This is a genomic window from Microbacterium sp. JAI119 (assembly GCF_013410135.1).
Lineage (GTDB): Bacteria > Actinomycetota > Actinomycetes > Actinomycetales > Microbacteriaceae > Microbacterium > Microbacterium oxydans.
The window spans coordinates 325,327-346,293 of sequence record NZ_JACCCK010000001.1 but is presented as its reverse complement, the minus strand read 5'-3'; the positions used below and the strand labels follow the sequence as shown (position 1 = coordinate 346,293).

The window sequence follows — 20,967 nt, the reverse complement described above, 5'->3', positions numbered from 1 at the left end:
GGAGGAGTGTGGAGGATGCGGGCGCGAGGGGGCGGCGAGCCGGGGTCAGGGCTCGACGCCGCCGACGACCGTCCCCTGTACGGGAAGGTCGGGGAGGTCGTCCGGGGAGACGTGCAGCGGGTTCTCCGCCCACACGGCGTAGTCGGCCTTGAACCCGGGGGCGATGCGGCCGAGGTCGGCATCTCCCTGAGCCAGGGCGGCGCCCACGGTGTAGCCGTGCAGCGCCTGGTACGGGGAGAGCACCTGGTCGGGCTCGAACACGGGCGCATCAGGGTCACCGGGCCGTCGGCGCAGCATCGACCATGCGAGGCCGATACGAGCATCGTTCTGCGCGATGGGCCAGTCCGACCCGAGGGCGAGAGGGGCTCCCGCGTCCCAGTAGTCGCGCACCCGCCACGCGCGCGCGGCACGCTCGGGTCCGAGCCGGTGGGACCAGTCGTCCGAGCCGTCCGCCTTGCGCCACTGCATGTGCAGGGGCTGCATCGAGGCGGTGATCCCGGCGGCGGCGATGCGAGCGACATCGCGGTCGGTCGTCGTCTCGAGGTGCTCGATACGATGCGGGGCGCCGGAAGCGCTGCGTACGCCGGCCGCGAGGTACGCGTCGACGACCTCGCCCACCGCCCGGTCGCCGATCGCGTGCGTCGCGACCTGGAACCCGGCCTCGGTGTATCGGCGCACGGTGCGGCCGTACGCGGCCACGTCCTTCCAGAACGGCTCCAGTCCCTCGCCGGCGGAATCGGGCGCGTGCAGCCAGGCGGTCCCCGTCTCGACCACGCCGTCGGCGTAGAGCTTGACCGATCCGCCCCGCCAGCGCTCGCCGCGTCGGTCCCGCATCCGCAGGTTCTCGATCGTCCGTTCCTCGTCGAAGCCGGGCTCGTGGTCGATCGCCGAGACGATGCGGATGGGAAGACCCGGACCCTGCTCCAGAGCATCGAGCAGATCGAGCGTGGCGAAGCCGCCGTCCATGATCGTGCCGCCGGTGAGTCCGGAGTCGCGCAGTCCGCGCAGCAGGTCGTGCCCGATGGCAAGGGTCTGCTCACGGGTCCGGGCGGGCGCGCTCAGACGTACCGGCTCGTAGGCGCCGAGTTCGCGCAGCTCCCCTGTGGGGTGGCCGTCGGCATCGACGACCACGCACGACGAATCCTCGAACGCGCGTGCGCCGGTGATGCCCGCCCGGGCCAGGCCGGCGCGGCTGGCGAGAGCGGTGTGCCCGTCGAACACGATGAGCAGCGCCGGGAGTCCGCGCACCGCGTCCTCGATCGCGGCGGCGGTCATCGGCAGGTCGTGGAACACGTCGTAGTCGAGATTCCAGCCGCGCACCCACGGGTCCGCATCTTCGGCGAGCGCGCGGTCGGCCTCGACGCGAAGGGCGGCGAGCAGCGCCGCCCCGGTGGTCAGACCCCCGAGGTCGATGCCCGCCGTCAGCTCGATCCCCTGGATCGGATGCAGGTGCGCGTCGATGAGGCCAGGCGTGACGGCCGCTCCACCGAGATCGCGTACGCGGGTGCGAGGTCCGCGCAGCTCTCGGACCAGCGCATCGTCCCCGACCGCGAGGAAGCGCCCTTCGCGCACGGCGAAGGCTGTGGCGAACGGGCGGCGCGGGTCCATCGTCACCACGCGTGCGTCGGTGACAATGGTGTCGGCGTCGAAACCGGTCATGACTGCGCCTTCGTCCGTTGAAGAGTTCAGTATTGAAAGAGTTTCAATAAAATACCAGACACCTGAGCAGAATCGAGCACGATGACGAAATCTCCGCGCAGCGTCGGGCGGCCGTCGACCCAGGTGCTCACCGAGGAGCGCATCCTCAAGGCCGCGTTCCGGCTGAGCGCCCAGCGCACGCCGCGACAGTTCACCATGACCGCACTCGCGGAATCGCTCGGCGTGCGCACCTCCGCGCTCTATCACCACTTCGCCAACCGGGACGCCGTGATCCGGGCCATGCGCGGGCAGGTCAGCCGTGCGCTCGTCTCCCCCGTCCTCCACGAGCTGCCCGTCGAGGACGCACTGCTCACCTGGGCGCACAGCTACCGCGACGCCGCGATCGCCGCACCGGAGGCCATGGTGATGCTCGCCACCTCGCCGATCGATGCCGACGAAGGCTCGTTCGCCGACTACGACCAGATCGCACGCCTGCTCGCGCACGACGAGTGGCCCACCGAGACCATCGTGGACGCCATCGTGGCACTGGAGTCGTTCATCATCGGCTCCGCGCTGGACGCCCTCGCCCCCGCCGACAACATGGCACCGGGAGAGCTCGCCCCGCAGTTCCCGACCTTCGCCGAGGCCGAGGCCGCCAGGGCCCGGCTCAGCACCGACCCCGCCCGCCGCACGTTCGAGATCGGGGTGCGGGCGCTCATCCACGGACTCACCGCATGGGCGCGCGAGAGCACCACGTAGGCTGGGCGGGTGGCATCCCCTGCAGCTGACGACTATCTGAAGACCGTCTACGCGCATACCGAGTGGCAGGACGCACCGATCACCCCCTCGGTGCTGGCCGCGAAGCTCGGCATCGCGCCATCGTCGGTCACCGAGATGGTGAAGAAGCTCGCCGCCGCCGGACTCGTCTCGCACGTGCCCTACGGAGCGGTGCGATTGACCGAAGCAGGGACGAAGCGCGCGCTGGCCATGGTGCGCCGGCACCGCCTGGTCGAGACCTGGCTGGTGCAGGAGTTCGACTACGGCTGGGACGAGGTGCACGACGAGGCCGAGGTGCTCGAGCACACCATCAGCGACCGGCTGCTGGAGGGCATCGATGCGCGCCTGGGACGCCCCCGCTTCGACCCGCACGGCGACGCGATCCCGGACGCCGAGGGCCGCATCGAACGCGCTCCGTTCGTGCTGCTCGCCGATGCCCCTGTCGGACACGTCGGCCGCGTGCTGCGGGTGAGCGACCAGGACCCCGAGGTGCTCCGCGCCGTCGAAGCTGCCGGGATCGCCGTGGGCGTCGAGGTCGAGGTGACCGACGGCGGCTTCTCCGTCGGCGGCGCGGAGGCCGAGGTCGCGCACGCCGCCGACGCGATCTGGCTCACGGCCTGACGCCGGAAAGGTGCGGCCCCTAGGCTGTGCACATGGCAAAACGTGACGACATCGAATGCTGGCTCACCGACATGGACGGCGTGCTCGTCCATGAGAACGACGCCATCCCCGGAGCATCCGAACTGCTCGCCGGATGGGAGAGCGCCGGCATCCCGTACCTGGTGCTCACCAACAACTCGATCTTCACCGCACGCGACCTGTCCGCACGCCTGCGCATCAGCGGCCTGCATGTGCCGGAGGAGCGCATCTGGACCTCGGCGCTCGCGACAGCCGACTTCCTGAAGCAGCAGCTCCCCGGCGGCTCGGCCTTCGTGATCGGCGAGGCCGGCATCCTCACCGCCCTGCACGACGCCGGCTTCATCATGACCGAGACGAACCCGGACTTCGTGGTGGTCGGCGAGACGCGCAACTACTCCTTCGAGGCGATCACGAAGGCGATCCGGCTCATCATCGGCGGCGCACGCTTCATCGTGACGAACCCCGACGCCACGGGCCCGAGCACCGACGGTCCACTGCCGGCCACCGGAGCCATCGCCGCCCTCATCACGAAGGCCACGGGCAAGGAGCCCTACGTCGTCGGCAAGCCGAACCCCATGATGTTCCGCTCGGCGCTGAACAAGATCGGCGCGCACTCGAAGCGAACGGGCATGATCGGCGACCGCATGGACACCGACGTCGTCGCCGGCATCGAGGCGGGCCTGCACACCGTGCTGGTGCTCACCGGGATCAGCGACCAGGCCGAGATCGAGAAGTACCCGTTCCGCCCCGACGAGATCGTGCAGTCGGTGGCCGACCTGCTGCCGCGGATCACCGAGACGATCACGACGGTGAAGCCGGGCAAGACGAAGAAGTAGCCCGTGGGCGCGCTGGACGAGGGGGAACGGTTCCGGGCCGCTGATGCGGCGGCGTGGCGCGCCTGGCTCGAGGAGAATCACGAGCGCACGGCGGGGGTCTGGCTGCTGAGCGTGCGCGGGGCGTCGGACGGCGTCGGCTACGAGGATGCCGTCCGTCAGGCGCTCTGCTTCGGATGGATCGACGGCCCCGTGCGCGTGTTCGGCGACGGGACGGACGACCGCGCCAACGGGCAGTGGTTCTCGCCGCGGCGTCCCGGCAGCGGGTGGGCGGCCACCAACAAGGCGCGCATCGCCGAACTGGAAGCGGCAGGAATGCTCGCACCCGCCGGCATCCGAGCGCTGGAGATGGCGAAGGCGAACGGCTCGTGGACCGTGCTCGACGGACCGGAGGCGGGTATCGAGCCGGACGAACTCACCACCGCGCTCGATGCTCTGCCCGTCGCGCGCGCGAACTGGGACGCATTCCCGAAGTCGGTGAAGAAGTTCGGACTCACCCACATCGCGATGGCCAAGAGACCGGAGACCCGGGCGGTGCGCATCGCCAAGATCGTGGCGGACGCTGCGGAAGGGAGACGCCCATGAACCAGAGCGACCTGCTGTTCCTCGTGATGTTCGTGATCCTGCTGTCGACGCTGACGGTCTTCATCGTGCAGTTCGTCCGCTCCCGTCGGCGCGGCCCCGGCGACGACGACCGCGCCGGCTGGTGGGAAGGCCCCTGGGACGACGACGACCGCAAGCGCTGAACCTGCGGTCGTCGACGACGGCGGTGGTCGACGACCGAGCGCGATCAGGACGCCAGAGACGCCCCGGGGATCGCGGCGAGAAGCTCTCGCGTGTACGGGTGCTGCGGGGCGTCGAAGATGCGCTCGGGGGTGCCGCTCTCGACCACGACACCGCGCTGCATGACGTGCACCTCGTCGGAGATCATGCGCACCACCGCGAGGTCGTGGCTGATGAAGAGGTAGCTGAGCCCGAGCCGCTTCTGCAGGTCGGCGAGCAGGTCGAGGATCTGCGCCTGCACCAGCACGTCGAGGGCCGACACCGCCTCGTCCAGCACCACCAGCTCGGGTTCGAGCGCGAGTGCCCGGGCGATCGCCACGCGCTGACGCTGCCCTCCGGAGAGCTCATGCGGCAGTCGTTCGGCCATGGCCGCGGGCAGGGCCACCTGCTCCAGCAGCTCGAGCACGCGCGAGTGCCGGGTGGCCGCGGTGCCGATGCGGTGCACGCGCAGGGGCTCGGCGATCGACTGCTCGACCGTGTAACGCGGGTCGAGCGAGGCGTAGGGGTTCTGGAACACGGGCTGCACGCGACGGCGCAGGGCGAACAGCTCTTTGCGCCGGAGCGTGGTCAGGTCGAGCCCGTCGAACAGGATCGACCCCGACGTGGCATCCTCGAGGCCGAGCACCATGTTCGCCGTGGTCGACTTGCCGGATCCCGACTCGCCCACGATCGAGACCGTCGTGCCGCGGCGGATCTCGAAGCTGACCCCGTCGACGGCGGTGAACGTCTCGGGCTCCCCCGGCTTGGGCGCGCGCAGGGCGAACTCCTTGCGGAGGTCGCGGATCTCGACGAACGGTGTACCCGTTGAGGTTTCGCGCTGCGGCAGGGCGTCACGGTGCGAGGCGAGGCTCGGAGCCGCGGCGAGCAGCTGCTTGGTGTACTCGTGCTGCGGGGCGCCGAGCACCTGGGCGGAGGTGCCCTCCTCGACCACACGACCGCGGAACATCACCACGATGCGGTCGGCGCGCTCGGCGGCGAGGGCGAGGTCGTGCGTGATCAGGAAGACCGCAGTGCCGAGTTCGTCGGTGAGCGAATCGAGCTGGTCGAGGATGCGGCGCTGCACGGTCACGTCGAGCGCGGAGGTGGGCTCGTCGGCGATCAGCAGGCGCGGCTTGCAGGCCAGGCCCATCGCGATCAGGACACGCTGACGCATGCCGCCGGAGAACTCGTGCGGATACTGGTGCGCGCGCTGCGCGGCATCGGCGATCCCCACCATCTCCAGCAGCTCGACGACCCGTGCCGTGGTGGCGTCGCCGCGCGTGTACCCGTGCACCTCGAGCGCTTCGCCGATCTGCTCGCCCACGCGCATGAGCGGGTTGAGGTTCGACATCGGATCCTGCGGCACGAGCCCGATCCCGGCGCCCCTCAGCGAGATCATCGCGTTCTCGGGCAGATCGGTCAGCTCACGACCGTCGAAGCGGATGCTGCCGGCCGTGATCACGCCGTTCTCCGGCAGCAGACGGTTGACCGCGGCCGCAGTGGTCGACTTGCCCGACCCCGACTCCCCCACGACCGCGACGGTCTCACCTGCGGCGATGTCGATGGTGACGTCGCTGACCGCGGTGACCAGCTCGGAACCGGTCCGGAAGGCGACGGCGAGGCCGCTGATGCTCAGCACGGGCTCGGTGGTGCTCATGGGGTACTCGTTCCTTCAGTGTCGAAAGCGTTGTCAGAAGCGTTGTTGCCGGGGTCGGTGCCGCCGGGCAGGAGCGCGGGGAGCGCTGCGCGCCACAGCGTCTCGGTCGGCACGGGTTCGGAGGCGAAGAGTCGGTTGGTCAGCAGCACCGCGGACGTACCGGTCCCCGGCACGATCCCGAGCGCGCATCCGGTGAAGCCGGGATGCCAGAGCATCCGGGTGGGCCGACCGGCGACGGCCACCGTGTCGCTGCGCCACCCCAGTGCCTGGCCGGTGTCGGGGCCGTCTCGGAACAGCTCGGCCACGGCATCCGGCTCCCAGAGCTCCGGGTGTCGTTCGGGTGCGGCGAGCGCGGCACCGAGGGTCAACAGGTCGTCGGCGGTGCTGAAGAACCCCGCATGCCCGGACACGCCACCGAGGGCGTGGAAGCAGTTCCCGTCGTTCACGACACCGCTGATCTCGTCGGTGCGCCAGGCGAAGTCGGTGTCCGCGGTGAGCACGGGGTACGGCACTCCGGTCGCGACCATCCGGCGCTCGGCGGCATCGCCGACAGCGGAGGAGGCGACGGGCTGACCGACGGGACCGTAGCCGGTACGGGCGAGACCGAGCGGCGCGGTGACGAGTTCCCGCACTGCGGCGTCCAGGGGCTGTCCGGCGATCGCGGCGATGATTCGACCGAGCAGCATGAACCCCAGGTCGGAGTAGTGTCGACCTTCGTCGAGGGCGTATCGGAGCGGGATCGCGTCGATCGCCCTCGCCGGATCCCCGGCATGCTCGCGGTCGAGGTACAGCGGCTGCCACTCCCAGAGACCGGCACGGTGCTGCAGCAGGTGGCGGACGGTCGTCCCGGGCGCGCAGGCGGTGCCGGGGACGAAGCGGTCGACCGGGTCGTCGAAGCCCAGCTCGCCGCCGCTGACCAGCCGGAGGACCGCGGTGGTGGTCGCGGCGACCTTCGACACCGAGGCGATGTCGAAGGCGGTGCCGGTGGTCATGGCGGTCCCGGCGAGGTCGGCCAGACCGCCGGCGGCGACATCCCGCCCGGCGTCCGTGATGACACCCGCGACGACGCCGCGCGGGGCGGAGGGTGCGGCCAGGACCACGGAGACCGCTGCGTCGGCGCTCATGCACTCACCCCTGCTCCCGCGGAGAGGTCGAGGAGGATCTCCGACTCTTCGGCGACGAGACCCGTGACGCCGATGCCGTTCCCCCTGCCGAGGTCGATGCCGAGTTCGATGCCGAGATCGAGCTCATCCCGGGTCAGCGCGACTCCGCCGGTCACCGGCGAGCTCTGCAGCCAGAACGCCGCGTCCAGATCGTGCACGACATCCGGGGCGACGGCGGCCGCGAGATGGGCGGCGGCGCTCACTCCGACGTGCGACTCCATCATGCAGCCGATCACGAGGCCGAGCCCGGCCGCACGCGCAGCCTCAGCGGCAGCGAGCGCCTCGGCGAGACCGCCGGTCTTGGCGAGCTTGATGTTCACGAGGTCGGCGGCACCGCGGTCGGAGATCCGACGCACATCGCGCGCCGTACGCACCGACTCGTCGGCCATGATCGGGGTGTCCACCGCGTCGGTCACGGCGGCGAGCGCGTCCAGGTCGTGCGCGGCGACCGGCTGCTCGACCAGCTCGACCCCGAGCCCCGCGTCCTCTGCGGCACGGATGATGCGGATCGCCGTCTCGGCGTCCCAGGCCTGGTTCGCGTCGACGCGCAGCGTGATCTCGGGCCCGACCGCGGCGCGGACGGCACGGAGTCCGGCGACGGTGTCGTGCGCGGCGGAGGCCTTGATCTTGAGGCAGCCGAAGCCGGCGATGACGTGCTCCTCGGAAAGCAGCGCCAACGCCGACGGCTCCCCCGCGGACAAGGTCATGTCGGTGCGGATGCGCGACGGTCTTGAGGAGTTGTGCACGGCAGCGGGGCTGCGAGAGAGGTCGGCGACGAGCGACGATCCCCGCTGCCGGGCGGCGAGGTCGGCGACGGCGCACTCGACCGCGCTGCGGGCGGCGGCATTGCCCCAGACGGACCGTGCGATGTCGGCTGCGATCCCTGCGTCATCGGCGCGACGGCCGAGGACGACCTCGGAGAGCGGCCCCGCCACGGCAGCGGCCACGCTCGGCGGGCTCTCCCCCGTGACACGCCAGCTCGTGGCGGCCTCCCCGTATCCGTGGCGACCGTCGGCATCCGTGACCTCGACGAGCACGACGTCGAGGTGGTCGGTGCGGCGCACGGCCGTGACGAAGGGGCGCACCAGGGGCGACGAGACCCGGAGCACGCGGAGACCCACCACGGCGTTCGATCCCGCACTCATGCCCACTCCTTGCGCATACGCTGCTCCGGCTCGCCGAACTCCGGCTGCGTGCGGGTGGCCCCGTCTGCGTGCCAGCCCTTCGACTCGTAGAACCCGATCGAGGGGGTATTGGCCGCGAACACCCAGAGCGTCGCCGCCTCGGCCCCCGCCGCCCGCAGGTCGTCGGACGCGCGTGCCAGCAGTGCGCCGCCGATCCCGCCGCCGTGGGCTCGGGGCGAGACGTACAGCGAGTGCACGGCCCCGTCCACACGGTCGTCGTCTGCGGTGGTGTCATCACCGGCGGTGTCATCACCGGTGGTGGCGTCACCGGTGGGGGCGGCGTAGCGGGTGATCCCGACGATCTCGCCCTCGCGTTCGGCCAGCAGCACGACGCCCCGCGGGTCGGCGAGCACCCGACGCCACAGCGCTTCCGCCCGCTCGTCGGTCATCGCATAGATCGCCGCATCCGAGAGCACGCCGCGATAGCTCTCCCGCCAACAGGCGAGGAACACGCCGAGCACCCCGGACAGGTCATCCGGGGTGGCGGGGCGCACCTGGAGACTCACGATGCCGGGGCCTCCGTGAGCACGAGGGAGTCGATGGCGGCGACGGGCTCCGGCATCTGCAGCGGGCCGACGCCCGGCGTGATGGTGCCGAGGATCCGGGGCTCGCGCGCTCCCGTGCCGCCGGGGACGATCGCGGGCACGCCGTGCATCGTGGACCAGCCGATCAGCGCCAGGAGGATCGCCTCCTTGCTGTCGGCCGCAGCCCCCAGCTCGTCCGCCAGCACGACCTCGGTCCCGGGGAGCGCGGCGCGCAGCCCCTCGAGGATCAGCGGGTTGCGGCAGCCGCCACCTGACACGGCGAGGAATCCGATCCCGGCGGCTTCCACGTCGCGCGCGACGGTGCGCACGGTCAGCTCGGTGAGCGTGCGCACGACATCGGCGACCGCGATCTCGCGGCCCTGCGCTGCCAGGTGCTCGTGCACGTAGCCGAGGTGGAAGTGCTCCTTGCCGGTGCTCTTCGGCGGCGTGAGCGCGTAGTACGGGTCGTCGAGCAGCGCGGCCAGGAGCGCCTCATCGACCTGTCCGGTGCGGGCGATCGCGGCGTCGTCGTCGTAGCCGAGCGGATTGAGGCCGTGCTCCACGATGACCGCGTCGACCAGCGCGTTCGCCGGTCCGATGTCATAGGCGACCAGGCCGTCGGGCCGCACCACGGTCATGTTCGAGATGCCACCCAGGTTCAGCGCCGCCGAGACGCCGGCGCGGCCGCGCAGCAGCAGCTCGTCCAGGAACGACACCAGCGGAGCTCCGTGTCCGCCCGCGGTGATGTCGCGGATGCGGATGTCGGACACCACGGGCACGCCGACCTTCTCGGCGATCCAGGCGGGCTGACCGATCTGCAGGGTGCCGAGCGCGTGGGCGCCGTCGACCCAGTGGTACACGGTCTGACCGTGCGAACAGACCGCATCGACGCCGCCGACCTCTGCGGCGATGTCGGCGGCGACCTCGGCGAACGCCTGGCCGATGAGCGTGTCGAGCTCGGCGACCTCGGCAAGGGTGGTCTGCGCCGGCGGCAGTGCCGCGATCAGCCGTGCCCGCAGCTCGGGCGCGTAGGGCACGCTCGTCGCCGCGAGCACTCTCCCGCGCAGATCCACGCCGTGGTCGGTGAACCCTCCGCTGGTCGTGAAGTCGACGACGGCGGCATCGATCCCGTCGTGCGAGGTGCCGGAGATCAGTCCGAGGACGCGCATCAGTTCTCCTCCAGTGCGGTGCGCAGCCGACCATCGGCCGCGTCCAGTCGTGCGGTGGCCGCGGCGAGGTCCTCACCGCGGCGGATCATGATCGACGCGAGCTTCACGTCGTAGGCGGCCGTCTCCAGGGCCGCCACCGCCACGTCGCGGTCGACGTCCGCGATGGTCTGCACCATCCGGATCGCCCTCTCGCGCAGCTTGTGGTTGGTGGCCTTCACATCCACCATCAGGTTGCCGTAGGCCTTGCCGTTCCGGACCATCGAGATGGTCGAGAACATGTTGAGCACGAGCTTCTGCGCGGTACCCGACTTGAGACGGGTGGAGCCGGAGAGCACCTCCGGACCGACCTCGACCTCGATGCCGTGTTCGGCGGCGGCACTCAGCGCGGTGTCGACGTTGCACGAAAGGCCGATGCTGAGTGCTCCGCGCTCGCGTGCCCGGCGCACTGCCGCGATCACGTACGGCGTGCGTCCGCTGGAGGCGATGCCGATCACGGTGTCGAGCGGACCGATCCCCGCCGCGTCGATGGCCGCAGCTCCCGCCTCCGCGTCGTCTTCCGCACCCTCGACCGGGTTCACGATCGCACCCGGACCGCCGGCCATGATCGCGAACACGAGCTCAGGCGGGGTGCTGAACGTGGGTGGGCACTCGGAGGCATCGAGCACGCCGATGCGTCCGGGAGTTCCTGCGCCGACGTAGACCAGGCGTCCGCCCTGCGCCATGCGGGCGGCCGTCGCCTCGATCGCCGGCACGATCTGCGGCAGAGCGCGTTGCACCGCGGCCGGCACCGTGGCATCCGCCTCGTTCATGGTCTGCGCGAGCTCGGCGACGCTCATCCGGTCGAGCTCCGCGTAACGGGGGTCGCTGGCCTCGGTGGCCAGTGCGCCGAGATCCTCCATGGTCATCGCTTTCCTCTGTTCCGAGGGTCGAGGCTGTCGCGCAGGCCGTCGCCGAGCAGGTTCAGACCGACCACGAGGAGCACGACGATCACGCCCGGCGCGATCATCGTCCACGGGGCGATCGTGACGAGCGTCCGCGCCTCGAAGATCATCGACCCGAGCGAGGGCGCCGGCGGCGGCGTGCCGAGTCCGAGGAAGCTCAGCGAGGCCTCGGTCAGCACAGCCCACGAGAGGGAGAGGGTGACCTGCACGATGATGATCGAGGTGATGTTCGGCAGCACGTGTCGGAACATGGTGGCCATGCGGCTCTGCCCCGTGCTCTTGGCCGCCTTGACGTACTCCACCTCGCGCAGCGACAGCACGGGTCCGCGCGTGACGCGGATGAAGATCGGCACGTAGACGATCGCGATGGCCACGGCGATGGTGAACCAGTTGCGGTCGAAGACGGACGCCAGCGACAGGGCGAGCAGCAGTGGCGGGAAGGCGAACAGCACGTTGGTGATCGCGGTGATCGCGCCGTCGGAGAAGCCGCGGTAGAACCCGGCGATGAGTCCGCAGACCGTGCCGACGACGGTCGCGAACGCCACGGCGACCACGGAGATGAGCGCCGAGTTGGCGACGCCGGCTGCGACGCGCGAGAACACGTCACGGCCGAACTGGTCGGTGCCGAACCAATGCACGGCGGACGGCGGCTGCAGACGGGACGGCGGATCCTGCGCGAGCGGATCGAACGGCAGCAGGCCGAACGCCGAGACGAGGCTCAGCACCGCGAGCAGCACGACGATGATGAGGCCGGCGAGACCGCTCCGGCTGCGCAGCAGGAGACGCACGCGCTCCATGGTGCGCCCGCCGCCGGGCGCGATGGTCGGAGTCTGAGAGATGTCGGTCATGCGGCACGCACCCGAGGATCGATGACCCGGTAGAGCAGGTCGGTGAGCAGGTTGACGATGACGAAGGCGAGGGCGATCACGAGCACGGTGCTCTGCACGAGCGCGTACTCCTTCTGCTGGATGCCCAGCAGCACCTGGCGTCCGATACCGGGGAGCGAGAAGATCTGCTCCACCACGACCGCACCTCCGAGGAGGTAGCCGAACTGCAGACCCGTCATCGTGACGATCGGCACCAGGGCATTGCCGAGCACATGGCGCACCTGCAGTCGACGCGGGGGCACGCCCTTCGCCCTGGCGGTGCGGATGAAGTCGTTGGAGCGGATCTCGAGCACCGCGGTGCGGGTCGTACGCATGATCGGCGCGGCGATGCCGAAGCCGAGCACGATCGAGGGCAGCAGCATCTGCTGCAGGTTCAGCAGCGGGTCCTCGAAGAGCGTCGCGTACGCCTGCCCGTTGGGGTTGAATCCGAACGACTGGGCGAGGATGGCGAGCAACGCGGTGCCGAGCAGGAACGCGGGGATCGAGAGACCGGCGAGACCCACCACCTGTCCGACGCCGTCGCGGAACGAGTCGGGCTTCGAGGCGGAGAGCATGCCGAGCGGGATGCCGATGGCCAGCGCGATCACGATCGAGATGATCGCGAGCTCGAACGTCACGGGCAGGGCTGCAGCCGTGAGGTCGAGGACGCTCGTCTGTGCCCGGGAGGAGAATCCGAGGTTGCCCGTGAAGATGTTGCCGAGCCAGGAGAAGAACTGCACGATGAGCGGCTGGTCGAGGCCGTAGTACGCCTCGAGGGCGGCGCGCTGCGAGGGCGTGAGCGCGGCTGCCTCGGTGCCGAGGCCGGAGCTGATCTGGTCGCCGGGGATGGCGCGCAGCATCAGGAAGACGAAGATGGCGACGCCGAGGAGCGTGCCGAGGGCTGCGAGGATGCGTCGCAGCACGCTGTTGCGGAGGAGCTGTCTGAACATGCGCGTGTGTGGGTGCCTGTCGTCGGGGAAGGAGGGGGCGCGGGGCGGCCGCGCCCCCTCGATCCGCTACTTGATGGAGGTGGTCCGCAGGTACTGCAGCGAGCCGTTCACCATCGGGACGAAGCCGTCGACGGTCGACGCGGTCGCCGTGTAGGTGTAGCTCGTGAACAGCCAGATCCACGCCGCGTGGTCCTCGAGGTTCTCGGAGACCTGCGCGTAGATGTCCTTGCGCTTGTCGGGGTCGGCCGTCTGGCGTCCCTCCGCGAACAGCGCGTCGAGCTCGGGCGAGGAGTAGCCGGCGACCTTGTTCAGGTTTCCGGTGCTGGTGAAGTAGCGGCCGTACATGCCGTCGGGGTCGGGACGACCGCCGTTGAGGGCGACCGCGGCATCGAAGTCGGCCGCGATCCAGCGGTCGACGAACGCACCGGACTCGAGCACCTCGAGGTCGAGGGTGATGTCGGCGTCGGCCAACTGCGCCTTCAGGTTCTGCGCCTCGTTCACCGAGGTGGCGTACTCGCCCTGGGAGACGATCGTCTTGATGGTGACGCCGTCCTCCTTGCCCGCCTTCTTCAGGTACTCGGCGGCCTTGTCGAGGTCGCGCTCCGGGCAGGGGCGTGCATCGGGGTCGGACTTGTATGCGGGAGAGGTGATGGGGCCGGTGACCTCGCCCTCGCCGAGGGCCGCGGTGTCGAGCACCTCCTGGCGGTCGATCGCGCACTGGATGGCGAGGCGCACGTTCACGTCGGCGAGGTCGCCGCGCTGCGCGTTCAGCTGCAGGGCGTGGTAGCTCAGCTGCGGGGTCGTGGCGACCTCGACGTTGGCGCCCTCGGCGGTCTGTGCGACGAGCGGGTCGTCGAACACGGCCAGCTGCACATTGCCGGACTGCATCGCCGAGACGATCGACGACTCGTCGGGGATCACGCGGAACTCGACGGTGTCGAGCAGTGCGGCGTCACCCCAGTAGTCCTCGTTCTTGGCGAGCGTGAGCGACTGGCTCGCCTTGCGGTCATCCAGGATGAAGGGCCCGGTGCCGTTGGGCGTGGTGTTCAGACCCTCCTCGGTGTCGTCCGAGGACAGCATCGCCATGTTGATCACGGCGAGGTTGGCGGGCAGGGCGGCGTCCGGAGCGCTGAGCGTGAGGGTGACGGTGTTCTCGTCCGTGGCCTCGACCGCGGTGACGGAGGCGAGAGAGCTGCGCGCGACGGCAGCCGTGGCCTCGGCCGCGATCGCATCGAGCGAGTACTTCACGTCTTCCGAACCGAACGTGCTGCCGTCGGCGAACGTGACGCCCTCGCGCAGGTGGAAGGTCAGGGTGAGGCCGTCTTCGGAGACGTCCCACGACTCGGCGAGGCCGGGAACCACGTTCAGGTCCTCGTCGAACTCGGTCAGCGTGCCGTAGAGGTTCTGCAGCACGTTGACGGCCTGGAACTGGGTGGCTTTCCAGGGGAACAGGGTGTCGGGGTCGCTGGTGACGCCGATGACGAGGTCGCCTCCGGCAGCGCCTTCTGAGGGCTTCGGGTCGGATGCGGGTGCGGAGCACCCGGTGATGACGAGGGCGAAGGCGAGGCCCGTCGCCGTGAGAGCGCCGAGTGACGCCCAGCGTGCTGTGCTCATTGCTGGATCCTCCTGAGTGTGACGGCCGCCGTGGCGTCGGGTCAGGCGCTGTTGCCTGCCGCCCCGTGAACGTCGTCGGTCTTGGTTGGTACCAAAAGTACACGAACGTCACTACAGATGTAACAGAAGTTCCTCTACTGTTATGAACAGTGATCGGAGACCCCATGCCTCATGAAGCCGCCCGCGACGAAGCCGGCGCACACCCCGTGCTCGTCCGCATGCGGGCGATCCGCCCCGAGTTGCGTCCGAGCGAGCAGCGCATCGCCGATCTCTTCCTCTCCGACCCCGCGGGAACCGCGGGCCTCTCGGTCGCCGAGCTCGCCCAGCGCTGCGACACGTCCACCACCTCGGTCGTCCGGTTCTGCAAGCGCCTCGGCTACGAGCACGTGCGGGAACTCCGCAATCACGTGCTGCGCGACGTCGAGCGCGAGACCTTCGACACGGCCGCGCTGCCCGCCGTCTCCGGAGACATCGATCGCAACGACACCCTGACCGACATCGTCGCGAAGGTCTCTCTCGCCGAGACCCTCTCCCTCGCCGACACCGCCAAGGTGCTCGACACCGAATCGCTGCGCGCATCCGTCGACGCCATCACCTCGTCGACCAGGGTCGACATCTTCGGTGTCGGCGCCAGCTCCATCGTGGGGCTCGACCTGCAGCGCAAGCTCACCCGCATCGGGCGCACCGCTCTGGAGTGGTCTGACCCGCATGCCGCCTGGACCTCGGCGGCGACGCTCGGGCCGGGCAACGTCGCGATCGCGGTCTCCCACACCGGTGCCACGACCGACACCATCGAGTTCCTGCTGCTGGCCCGTCAGGCGGGAGCGACCACCATCGCGATCACCAACCACGCCGGCGCTCCGCTGGCCGATCAGGCCGACATCGTGCTCACGACCGCCGCGCGCGAGACCGGCTTCCGCTCCGGAGCTCTCGGCAGCAGGATCGCCCAGCTGATGGTGGTCGACTGCATCTTCATCGGTGTCGCCCAGTCGAACTACGATCGCTCGATGGAGGCGCTGCGCGACACCTTCGCCGCCGTGCACCGCGTGCGGACGACCGGGGCGTGATCGACGACGCCCGACGCGCACGGGCCGGGCTGTTCACCGCCTTCGCGGGACTCGGCGTCACGGCCGCCTTCCTGCCGGCGATCCTGCCTTCCGCCGAACGGGCGATGGCGGCCGACCTCAGCGTCGCGGTGCCCGCACTGTTCGCCGGGCTCCTCGTCGGAGTGCTGGTGTCCGGGCCGTTGCTGATGCACCGGCCGCCGCGCAGCGCTCTGATGTTCGGCAGCGCGCTCCAGGCCGCTGCCATCGTCGTGGTGGCGCTGGCCGGCACGCCGACGGTGTTCATCACCGCAGCCGCCGTCGCCGGGTTCGGCTTCGGGCTGGTGGAGGCCTCGGGATCCGTGGCGGCGAAGTCCGCGGCGGTCGGCAGCGCGACGGGTCTGCTCAGCGCCCTCCTCGGCACGGTCGCCGTGAGCGCGGCCGTCACGCCACTGCTTGTCGCCGCCGGATCCGACATCCGGCCGGTGCTCGGAGTGCTGGCACTCGTACCCCTCCTGACCGTCGTGATGCTCACAGGGCCGGCGACCGCCTTCACGCGCTCCGAGAAGCCGACCCATCGCGATGCGCGTGGCCTGCTCGCGCTGCTCCCGTTCGCGGTGGCGCTGCCGCTCTACGTCGGCGTGGAGACCGTGCTCTCGGGGTGGTCGGCCGTGATCCCGGCACGGACGCTCGCGCTCGACCCCGGTGTGGCGGCCCTGGGGACCTCGGCGTTCTGGGCGCTCATGGCGATCGGGCGCTTCGGTGCCGCCACCCTGCGCCGACTCGCGGTGTCGCCGGTGGTGATCCTGGTCGCCGCGACGAGCACCGCTGCGGTGCTGATGGCCGTCACCGGGATGCTGGTGGAGTCCGCCGCCGGGGGCGCGCTCATCGCGCTGGCTGTGGTGGTCGTGCTGCTGGCCCCCAGCTACGGGCTCATCGTCGGCCTCGCGCTCGACCGCCTCGATCCCGCTCGCAGCGCCGCCGTGACCGGTGCTCTCGTCGCATGCGGCGCCGTCGGCGGCACGTTCGTGCCGACGGCGATCCTCCCGATCGGACGCGACCCCGCGTCGAGCGCGACGTTCTTCGTGTCGGCGGTGCTGTGCGCGCTGGTGCCGGTGCTGATGCTCGTCGCCGGCCGGGCACCGCGGAAGACGCCTGCGGCGCACTGACCTCTTCTCCACATCGCGCAACCTCCGCGACATCTTCACAGATGCTGGAATACCGGCGCGCACACCGGGATGAGCGGCGTAACGTCGTCGATGTACCCGGCCGAGCAAGGAGAGCACGCGTGTCCACGGAGACCCTCGCGACCATCATGAGCGCCGTCGGCGTCGTGGTGACGCTCGGCACGAGCATGTTCGTCGGCGCCGCCTGGATGGTCCGCCGCATCGACGCCGTCGACGAGAAGCTCAGCACCCGCATCGACGCCGTCGCCGCCGACGTCACCGATCTCAAGATCTCCGTGGCCCGCCTCGAAGGGCCACCCCGGCACCTGCTCACCGCGGGACGAGGATGAGACAGTGAGCACGGAGACCGTCACCATCGTCCTCAGCGCGATCGGCGTCGTGCTCACCCTCGGTACGAGCCTGTTCGCCGCGGGCGCCTGGATGGTCCGCCGCATCGACGACCGTATCGACGCCGTCGAGGAGAAGCTCAGCACCCGCATCGACGCCGTTGCCGCCGACGTCACCGATCTCAAGATCTCCGTGGCCCGCCTCGAAGGGCCACCCCGGCACCTGCTCAGCGCCCACCGCTGAGCTGAGCTGAGCTGAGCTGCGCAGTCGGAGGGAGCTACAGCAGCACGAGGGCGGCGGCTACCGCAGCACGAGCGCGGCGGCGCCGATGAGCGGCCCCTCGTCGCCCAGCCCAGAGCGCACGACTCGGGCGCGCCGCGAGTATTCGTGCGCCGCGCTGGCAGTGAGCGCTGTCTGCACGAGGTCGATGTAGTCCTCGGACACCCGCGAGAATCCGCCGCCGATCGCGACGACGTCGAGGTCGACGAGGGTCGCGGCATCCGCCAACGCACCGCCTACTTCGCGGGCGGAGCGCTCGATCGCCGCACGAGCGACAGTGTCTCCGGCGGCTGCGTCACGGGCCAGATCCTCCCCGGTGGCACCGCTCCAGCCCTGCGTCTGCGCCCAGGCGGCGCTCGCCGGCCCGGAGGCGATCTCCTCCAGGGTCAGACCACCCTCGCGACGCACCTGACCCAGGTGGCCGGCGTTGCCGGTGGCCCCGGGGATATAGGCGCCGTTCGCGACGAACCCGCCGCCGACACCGGTCGAGACGACGATCGACAGCGAGGCACCGGCGCCCTGCGTGGCCCCGAGCCAGGATTCGGCGAGGGCGAGCGCACCGCCGTCGTGACCGAGCAGAGTGCGCACGTCGCGCCCCAGCACCGTGGACGCCGCCGCGCGCACCGAGTCCTCGAGACGGAACCCGCGTGCCAGGGGCATGTTCACGGGCATGATCGCCCCGACCGTGCGGTCGATCGGTCCGGCGCTGCCGACGCCGGCCCCGACGAGTTCGGCGTCCGCGGGTAGAGCCGCCAGCGCGTGCTCGACGATCGCGACCACCGACGCATCGAGTGAATCGAGAGTGGCTTCGCGACCCGTCGCCTGTCGACTCCGGCTTCCCTCGACGAGCCGGCCGTCTTCGCCGACGAGCGCGGCTTCCATCTTCGTTCCGCCGACGTCGACGGCCAGGGCGTAGCGCGTCACTGCGGGTCGAGTCCGAGGTCGTCGAGGTCGAAGGCGGCGCGCCACTCGAGGCCCTCGGCTTCGATCGCGGCCTGCGCCCCGGTCTTGCGGTCGACGATCACGGCAACGGCAACGATCTCTGCGCCTTCCTTGCGGAGGGCCTCGACGGCCTTGAGCGCCGACTGCCCCGTGGTCGAGGTGTCTTCGAGCACGACGACACGCTTGCCCTTGACGTCGGCGCCTTCGATCTGGCGGCCGCGCCCATGGTCCTTGGGCTCCTTGCGCACGACGAACGCGTCGAGCGGGGTGTCGGTTGCGACCGAAGCGTGCAGCACCGAGTTCGCGATCGGATCGGCACCGAGCGTGAGGCCACCGACGGCCACGACGTCGAGGTCGCCGATCAGGTCGAGCATGATGCGACCGATCGCGGGAGCGGCGCGGTGGTCCAGCGTGAGCTTTCGCATGTCGACGTAGTACGTCGCCTTCTTGCCGCTGGAAAGGGTGAAGTCGCCGTGGAACACCGCCTCGTCCTTGATGAGGTCGAGGAGCGTCTGGCGGTCTGCGTCGAGTGCGGTCACGGCATCCAGTGTAGGAGCCTGGGGCGCACTGCGCGGATGCATGAGGTTTGACCGCATGCATGAACGTCCGGCCATGCGGCTCATGCATCCGTTCGGTGGCCATGCAGGTGGTGGCCATGCAGGTGGCCGCCACACAGGTCGCGGGCGACGGACCCAGTGCGGGCTCGGGTGTCGGATCCCGCAACTAGGCTTGACGCATGCGCTTGGCCACCTGGAACGTCAACTCCATCCGCACCCGCGTCACCCGCACCGTCGAGTTCGCCGTCCGCGAGGACATCGACGTGCTGGCGATGCAGGAGATCAAGTGCAAGCCGGAGCAGTTCCCCTACGGACCGTTCGAGGAGGCCGGGTACCACGTCGAGGTGCACGGGCTGAACCAGTGGAACGGCGTGGCGATCGCGAGCCGCCTCCCGGTCACCGACGTGCGCACCTCGTTCGACGGAATGCCGGGCTTCGCGAAGGGGCATGAGGGGCCGGATGCGCCGCTCGAAGCACGTGCGCTCGGAGTGATGGTCGACGGCGTGCGGGTGTGGAGCCTGTACGTGCCGAACGGCCGCTCGCTGGAAGACCCGCACTACCTCTACAAGCTGCACTGGCTCGAGCAGCTGAAGAGATCGACGGCAGCCGAGCTGTCGGCGAACCCCGATCTGCCCCTCGCGCTGGTGGGCGACTTCAACATCATCCCGTTCGACGTCGACAACGGCGACCCCGACATCGTGGTCGGCCGTTCGACCCACGTGTCCCCGCAGGAGCGCGACGCGTTCTTCGCGTTCCAGGATGCCGGGGTCACCGACGTGGTACGCCCGCTGATCCCGGAGGGCTTCACCTACTGGGACTACCAGCGCCTGAAGTTCCCGCGCAACGAGGGTGTGCGCATCGACTTCGTGCTCGGTTCGCGCACGCTGGCCGAGGCCGTGCAGGGCGCGTCCATCCACCGCGACGAGCGCAAGGGCGAGCAGCCCAGCGACCATGTCCCGGTGGTCGTCGACCTCGACAGCCGTCGTCTTGGGACGGGCGGCGCCGATGACGACGACGACATGCCGATGATCTTCTCCTGAGGGCCGATCACGTGCGTGTGCGGCTGATCGCCACCGATCTCGACGGCACCCTGCTCGATTCGTCGTCGGCCGTCACTCCGCGCACCCGCGCCGCGCTCGACGCCGCCCGAGCCCGCGGGATCCACGTGGTCCCGGTCACCGCGCGCCAGCCGCTCGGCCTGCGTGCCATCGCTGCGGACGCGGGGTTCGACGGGTGGGCGCTGTGCAGCAACGGCGCCTATGCCGTGCGCCTCGACGACGGGCGGATGCTGTTCGCCGAGGAGCTGCCGCCCCAGACGATCCGCGCGCTCGCCGAAGCTCTGCGCGCGAGCATCCCCGGCCTGCTGTTCGCGAGTGTGCGCGATGCCGGAGAGACGTTCGTGGCCCAGGACGGCTACGCGGCGATCGCCGCCCTCTCCGACCACAAGCGCGACCCCGCCACGATGGGCGGCGTCCCGCTGGAGCAGGTGCTGTCCGCGCCGAGCCTGAAGTTCGTGATCCGCCACCCCGAGCTCGCCCCGGCCGCCCTGTTCGACACCCTGCGCTCGCTCGGACTCACCGGCTTCGAGGCGACGCTGTCGGGCGCCCCGTTCGTCGAAGTCATGGCGGAGGGCGTCACCAAGGCCACCGGCCTCGCGCGACTCTGCGAGCATCTCGACATCGACCGCGCTGACGTGGTGGCCTTCGGCGATGCGCTCAACGATGTCGAGATGCTCCGCTGGGCAGGGCACGGCGTCGCGATGGCAGGCGCCGAACCCCTGGTGCAGGATGCGGCCGACGACACGACCGCCTCGAACGACGAGGACGGTGTGGCGCGGGTGATCGAGCGCCTGCTCGGCTGAGCCGCTATTGCACGTCGAGCGAATACCTGACAATCGGATTCATCGAGTGAATCG

23 protein-coding genes are annotated in these 20,967 nt (G+C 70.3%); 11 read left to right on the top strand and 12 right to left on the bottom strand.

The genetic code is table 11. The annotated features are described in order from the left end of the window. Positions 1 to 45 precede the first annotated feature (45 nt). Complete coding sequence (locus HDC31_RS01545) at positions 46 to 1,659, bottom strand: amidohydrolase (protein ID WP_179515757.1); 1,614 nt, start codon at positions 1,657 to 1,659, stop codon at positions 46 to 48. Positions 1,660 to 1,740: 81 nt separating this feature from the next. Here HDC31_RS01545 and HDC31_RS01540 point away from each other — a divergent pair, with 81 nt between their 5' ends. From HDC31_RS01540 to HDC31_RS01520, 5 genes are read left to right on the top strand one after another with little or no spacing between them, the layout of a single operon-like run. Then, on the top strand, positions 1,741 to 2,397 hold the full coding sequence (locus HDC31_RS01540; RefSeq protein WP_113681522.1) for a TetR/AcrR family transcriptional regulator: 657 nt from the start codon (positions 1,741 to 1,743) through the stop codon (positions 2,395 to 2,397). 9 nt (positions 2,398 to 2,406) lie between these two features. Continuing rightward, entirely contained in the window at positions 2,407 to 3,036 is a 630-nt protein-coding gene (locus HDC31_RS01535; RefSeq protein ID WP_046747461.1) for a metal-dependent transcriptional regulator, read from the top strand. A gap of 32 nt (positions 3,037 to 3,068) precedes the next feature. Next, complete coding sequence (locus tag HDC31_RS01530) at positions 3,069 to 3,890, top strand: HAD-IIA family hydrolase (RefSeq protein WP_046747460.1); 822 nt, start codon at positions 3,069 to 3,071, stop codon at positions 3,888 to 3,890. Positions 3,891 to 3,893: 3 nt separating this feature from the next. Next, entirely contained in the window at positions 3,894 to 4,472 is a 579-nt protein-coding gene (locus tag HDC31_RS01525; protein ID WP_179515756.1) for a YdeI family protein, read from the top strand. Then, positions 4,469 to 4,633, top strand: a complete 165-nt coding sequence (locus HDC31_RS01520; protein WP_164734122.1) for a hypothetical protein — start codon at positions 4,469 to 4,471, stop codon at positions 4,631 to 4,633. The genes HDC31_RS01525 and HDC31_RS01520 overlap by 4 nt, the downstream gene beginning before the upstream one ends. 44 nt (positions 4,634 to 4,677) lie before the next feature. On the opposite strand, the gene HDC31_RS01515 is transcribed toward HDC31_RS01520, so the two are convergent. The 9 genes from HDC31_RS01515 to HDC31_RS01475 form a co-directional block, all read right to left on the bottom strand. Continuing rightward, positions 4,678 to 6,306 carry an ABC transporter ATP-binding protein gene (locus HDC31_RS01515; RefSeq protein WP_061015772.1) on the bottom strand — a complete coding sequence of 543 codons (1,629 nt, stop codon included), beginning with the start codon at positions 6,304 to 6,306 and terminating at the stop codon, positions 4,678 to 4,680. Further along, the gene (locus tag HDC31_RS01510; RefSeq protein WP_179515755.1) at positions 6,303 to 7,430 is read right to left on the bottom strand and encodes a serine hydrolase; all 1,128 of its coding nucleotides are present in this window, start codon (positions 7,428 to 7,430) and stop codon (positions 6,303 to 6,305) included. The genes HDC31_RS01515 and HDC31_RS01510 overlap by 4 nt, the downstream gene beginning before the upstream one ends. Next, positions 7,427 to 8,614: an enolase C-terminal domain-like protein gene (locus HDC31_RS01505; protein ID WP_179515754.1), complete on the bottom strand. Its 1,188-nt coding sequence runs from the start codon at positions 8,612 to 8,614 to the stop codon at positions 7,427 to 7,429. The genes HDC31_RS01510 and HDC31_RS01505 overlap by 4 nt, the downstream gene beginning before the upstream one ends. Further along, positions 8,611 to 9,159, bottom strand: a complete 549-nt coding sequence (locus HDC31_RS01500) for a GNAT family N-acetyltransferase (RefSeq protein ID WP_179515753.1) — start codon at positions 9,157 to 9,159, stop codon at positions 8,611 to 8,613. The genes HDC31_RS01505 and HDC31_RS01500 overlap by 4 nt, the downstream gene beginning before the upstream one ends. After that, the gene (locus tag HDC31_RS01495) at positions 9,156 to 10,346 is read right to left on the bottom strand and encodes an anhydro-N-acetylmuramic acid kinase (RefSeq protein ID WP_141368362.1); all 1,191 of its coding nucleotides are present in this window, start codon (positions 10,344 to 10,346) and stop codon (positions 9,156 to 9,158) included. The genes HDC31_RS01500 and HDC31_RS01495 overlap by 4 nt, the downstream gene beginning before the upstream one ends. Then, complete coding sequence (murQ, locus tag HDC31_RS01490) at positions 10,346 to 11,251, bottom strand: N-acetylmuramic acid 6-phosphate etherase (protein ID WP_113682005.1); 906 nt, start codon at positions 11,249 to 11,251, stop codon at positions 10,346 to 10,348. Before murQ ends, HDC31_RS01495 begins: the two co-directional genes overlap by 1 nt. After that, positions 11,248 to 12,135, bottom strand: a complete 888-nt coding sequence (locus tag HDC31_RS01485; RefSeq protein ID WP_058631719.1) for an ABC transporter permease — start codon at positions 12,133 to 12,135, stop codon at positions 11,248 to 11,250. The genes murQ and HDC31_RS01485 overlap by 4 nt, the downstream gene beginning before the upstream one ends. Next, complete coding sequence (locus tag HDC31_RS01480; RefSeq protein ID WP_046747453.1) at positions 12,132 to 13,103, bottom strand: ABC transporter permease; 972 nt, start codon at positions 13,101 to 13,103, stop codon at positions 12,132 to 12,134. Before HDC31_RS01480 ends, HDC31_RS01485 begins: the two co-directional genes overlap by 4 nt. 66 nt (positions 13,104 to 13,169) lie before the next feature. Further along, entirely contained in the window at positions 13,170 to 14,717 is a 1,548-nt protein-coding gene (locus tag HDC31_RS01475) for an ABC transporter substrate-binding protein (protein ID WP_113682004.1), read from the bottom strand. A gap of 164 nt (positions 14,718 to 14,881) precedes the next feature. Here HDC31_RS01475 and HDC31_RS01470 point away from each other — a divergent pair, with 164 nt between their 5' ends. From HDC31_RS01470 to HDC31_RS01455, 4 genes are all read left to right on the top strand, one after another. Then, on the top strand, positions 14,882 to 15,784 hold the full coding sequence (locus HDC31_RS01470; protein ID WP_058631721.1) for a MurR/RpiR family transcriptional regulator: 903 nt from the start codon (positions 14,882 to 14,884) through the stop codon (positions 15,782 to 15,784). Beyond that, complete coding sequence (locus tag HDC31_RS01465) at positions 15,781 to 16,929, top strand: sugar MFS transporter (protein ID WP_179515752.1); 1,149 nt, start codon at positions 15,781 to 15,783, stop codon at positions 16,927 to 16,929. Before HDC31_RS01470 ends, HDC31_RS01465 begins: the two co-directional genes overlap by 4 nt. 119 nt (positions 16,930 to 17,048) lie before the next feature. Next, positions 17,049 to 17,276 (top strand): hypothetical protein, encoded by a 228-nt coding sequence (locus tag HDC31_RS01460; protein ID WP_113681205.1) that lies wholly within the window; start codon positions 17,049 to 17,051, stop codon positions 17,274 to 17,276. Between the two features lie 4 nt (positions 17,277 to 17,280). Next, positions 17,281 to 17,517 (top strand): hypothetical protein, encoded by a 237-nt coding sequence (locus tag HDC31_RS01455; RefSeq protein WP_113681204.1) that lies wholly within the window; start codon positions 17,281 to 17,283, stop codon positions 17,515 to 17,517. A gap of 57 nt (positions 17,518 to 17,574) precedes the next feature. Here HDC31_RS01455 and HDC31_RS01450 read toward each other — a convergent pair whose 3' ends face one another. Together HDC31_RS01450 and pyrE are read right to left on the bottom strand one after the other, a co-directional pair. Then, positions 17,575 to 18,477 (bottom strand): ROK family protein, encoded by a 903-nt coding sequence (locus tag HDC31_RS01450; protein ID WP_046746377.1) that lies wholly within the window; start codon positions 18,475 to 18,477, stop codon positions 17,575 to 17,577. After that, the gene (gene pyrE, locus HDC31_RS01445; protein WP_082108509.1) at positions 18,474 to 19,034 is read right to left on the bottom strand and encodes an orotate phosphoribosyltransferase; all 561 of its coding nucleotides are present in this window, start codon (positions 19,032 to 19,034) and stop codon (positions 18,474 to 18,476) included. Before pyrE ends, HDC31_RS01450 begins: the two co-directional genes overlap by 4 nt. Before the next feature lie 197 nt (positions 19,035 to 19,231). On the opposite strand from pyrE, the gene HDC31_RS01440 reads away from it, so the two are divergent. Continuing rightward, on the top strand, positions 19,232 to 20,092 hold the full coding sequence (locus HDC31_RS01440) for an exodeoxyribonuclease III (protein WP_046746375.1): 861 nt from the start codon (positions 19,232 to 19,234) through the stop codon (positions 20,090 to 20,092). Positions 20,093 to 20,103: 11 nt separating this feature from the next. Continuing rightward, positions 20,104 to 20,913, top strand: a complete 810-nt coding sequence (locus HDC31_RS01435; RefSeq protein ID WP_179515751.1) for a Cof-type HAD-IIB family hydrolase — start codon at positions 20,104 to 20,106, stop codon at positions 20,911 to 20,913. The last annotated feature ends 54 nt before the right edge of the window (positions 20,914 to 20,967 follow it).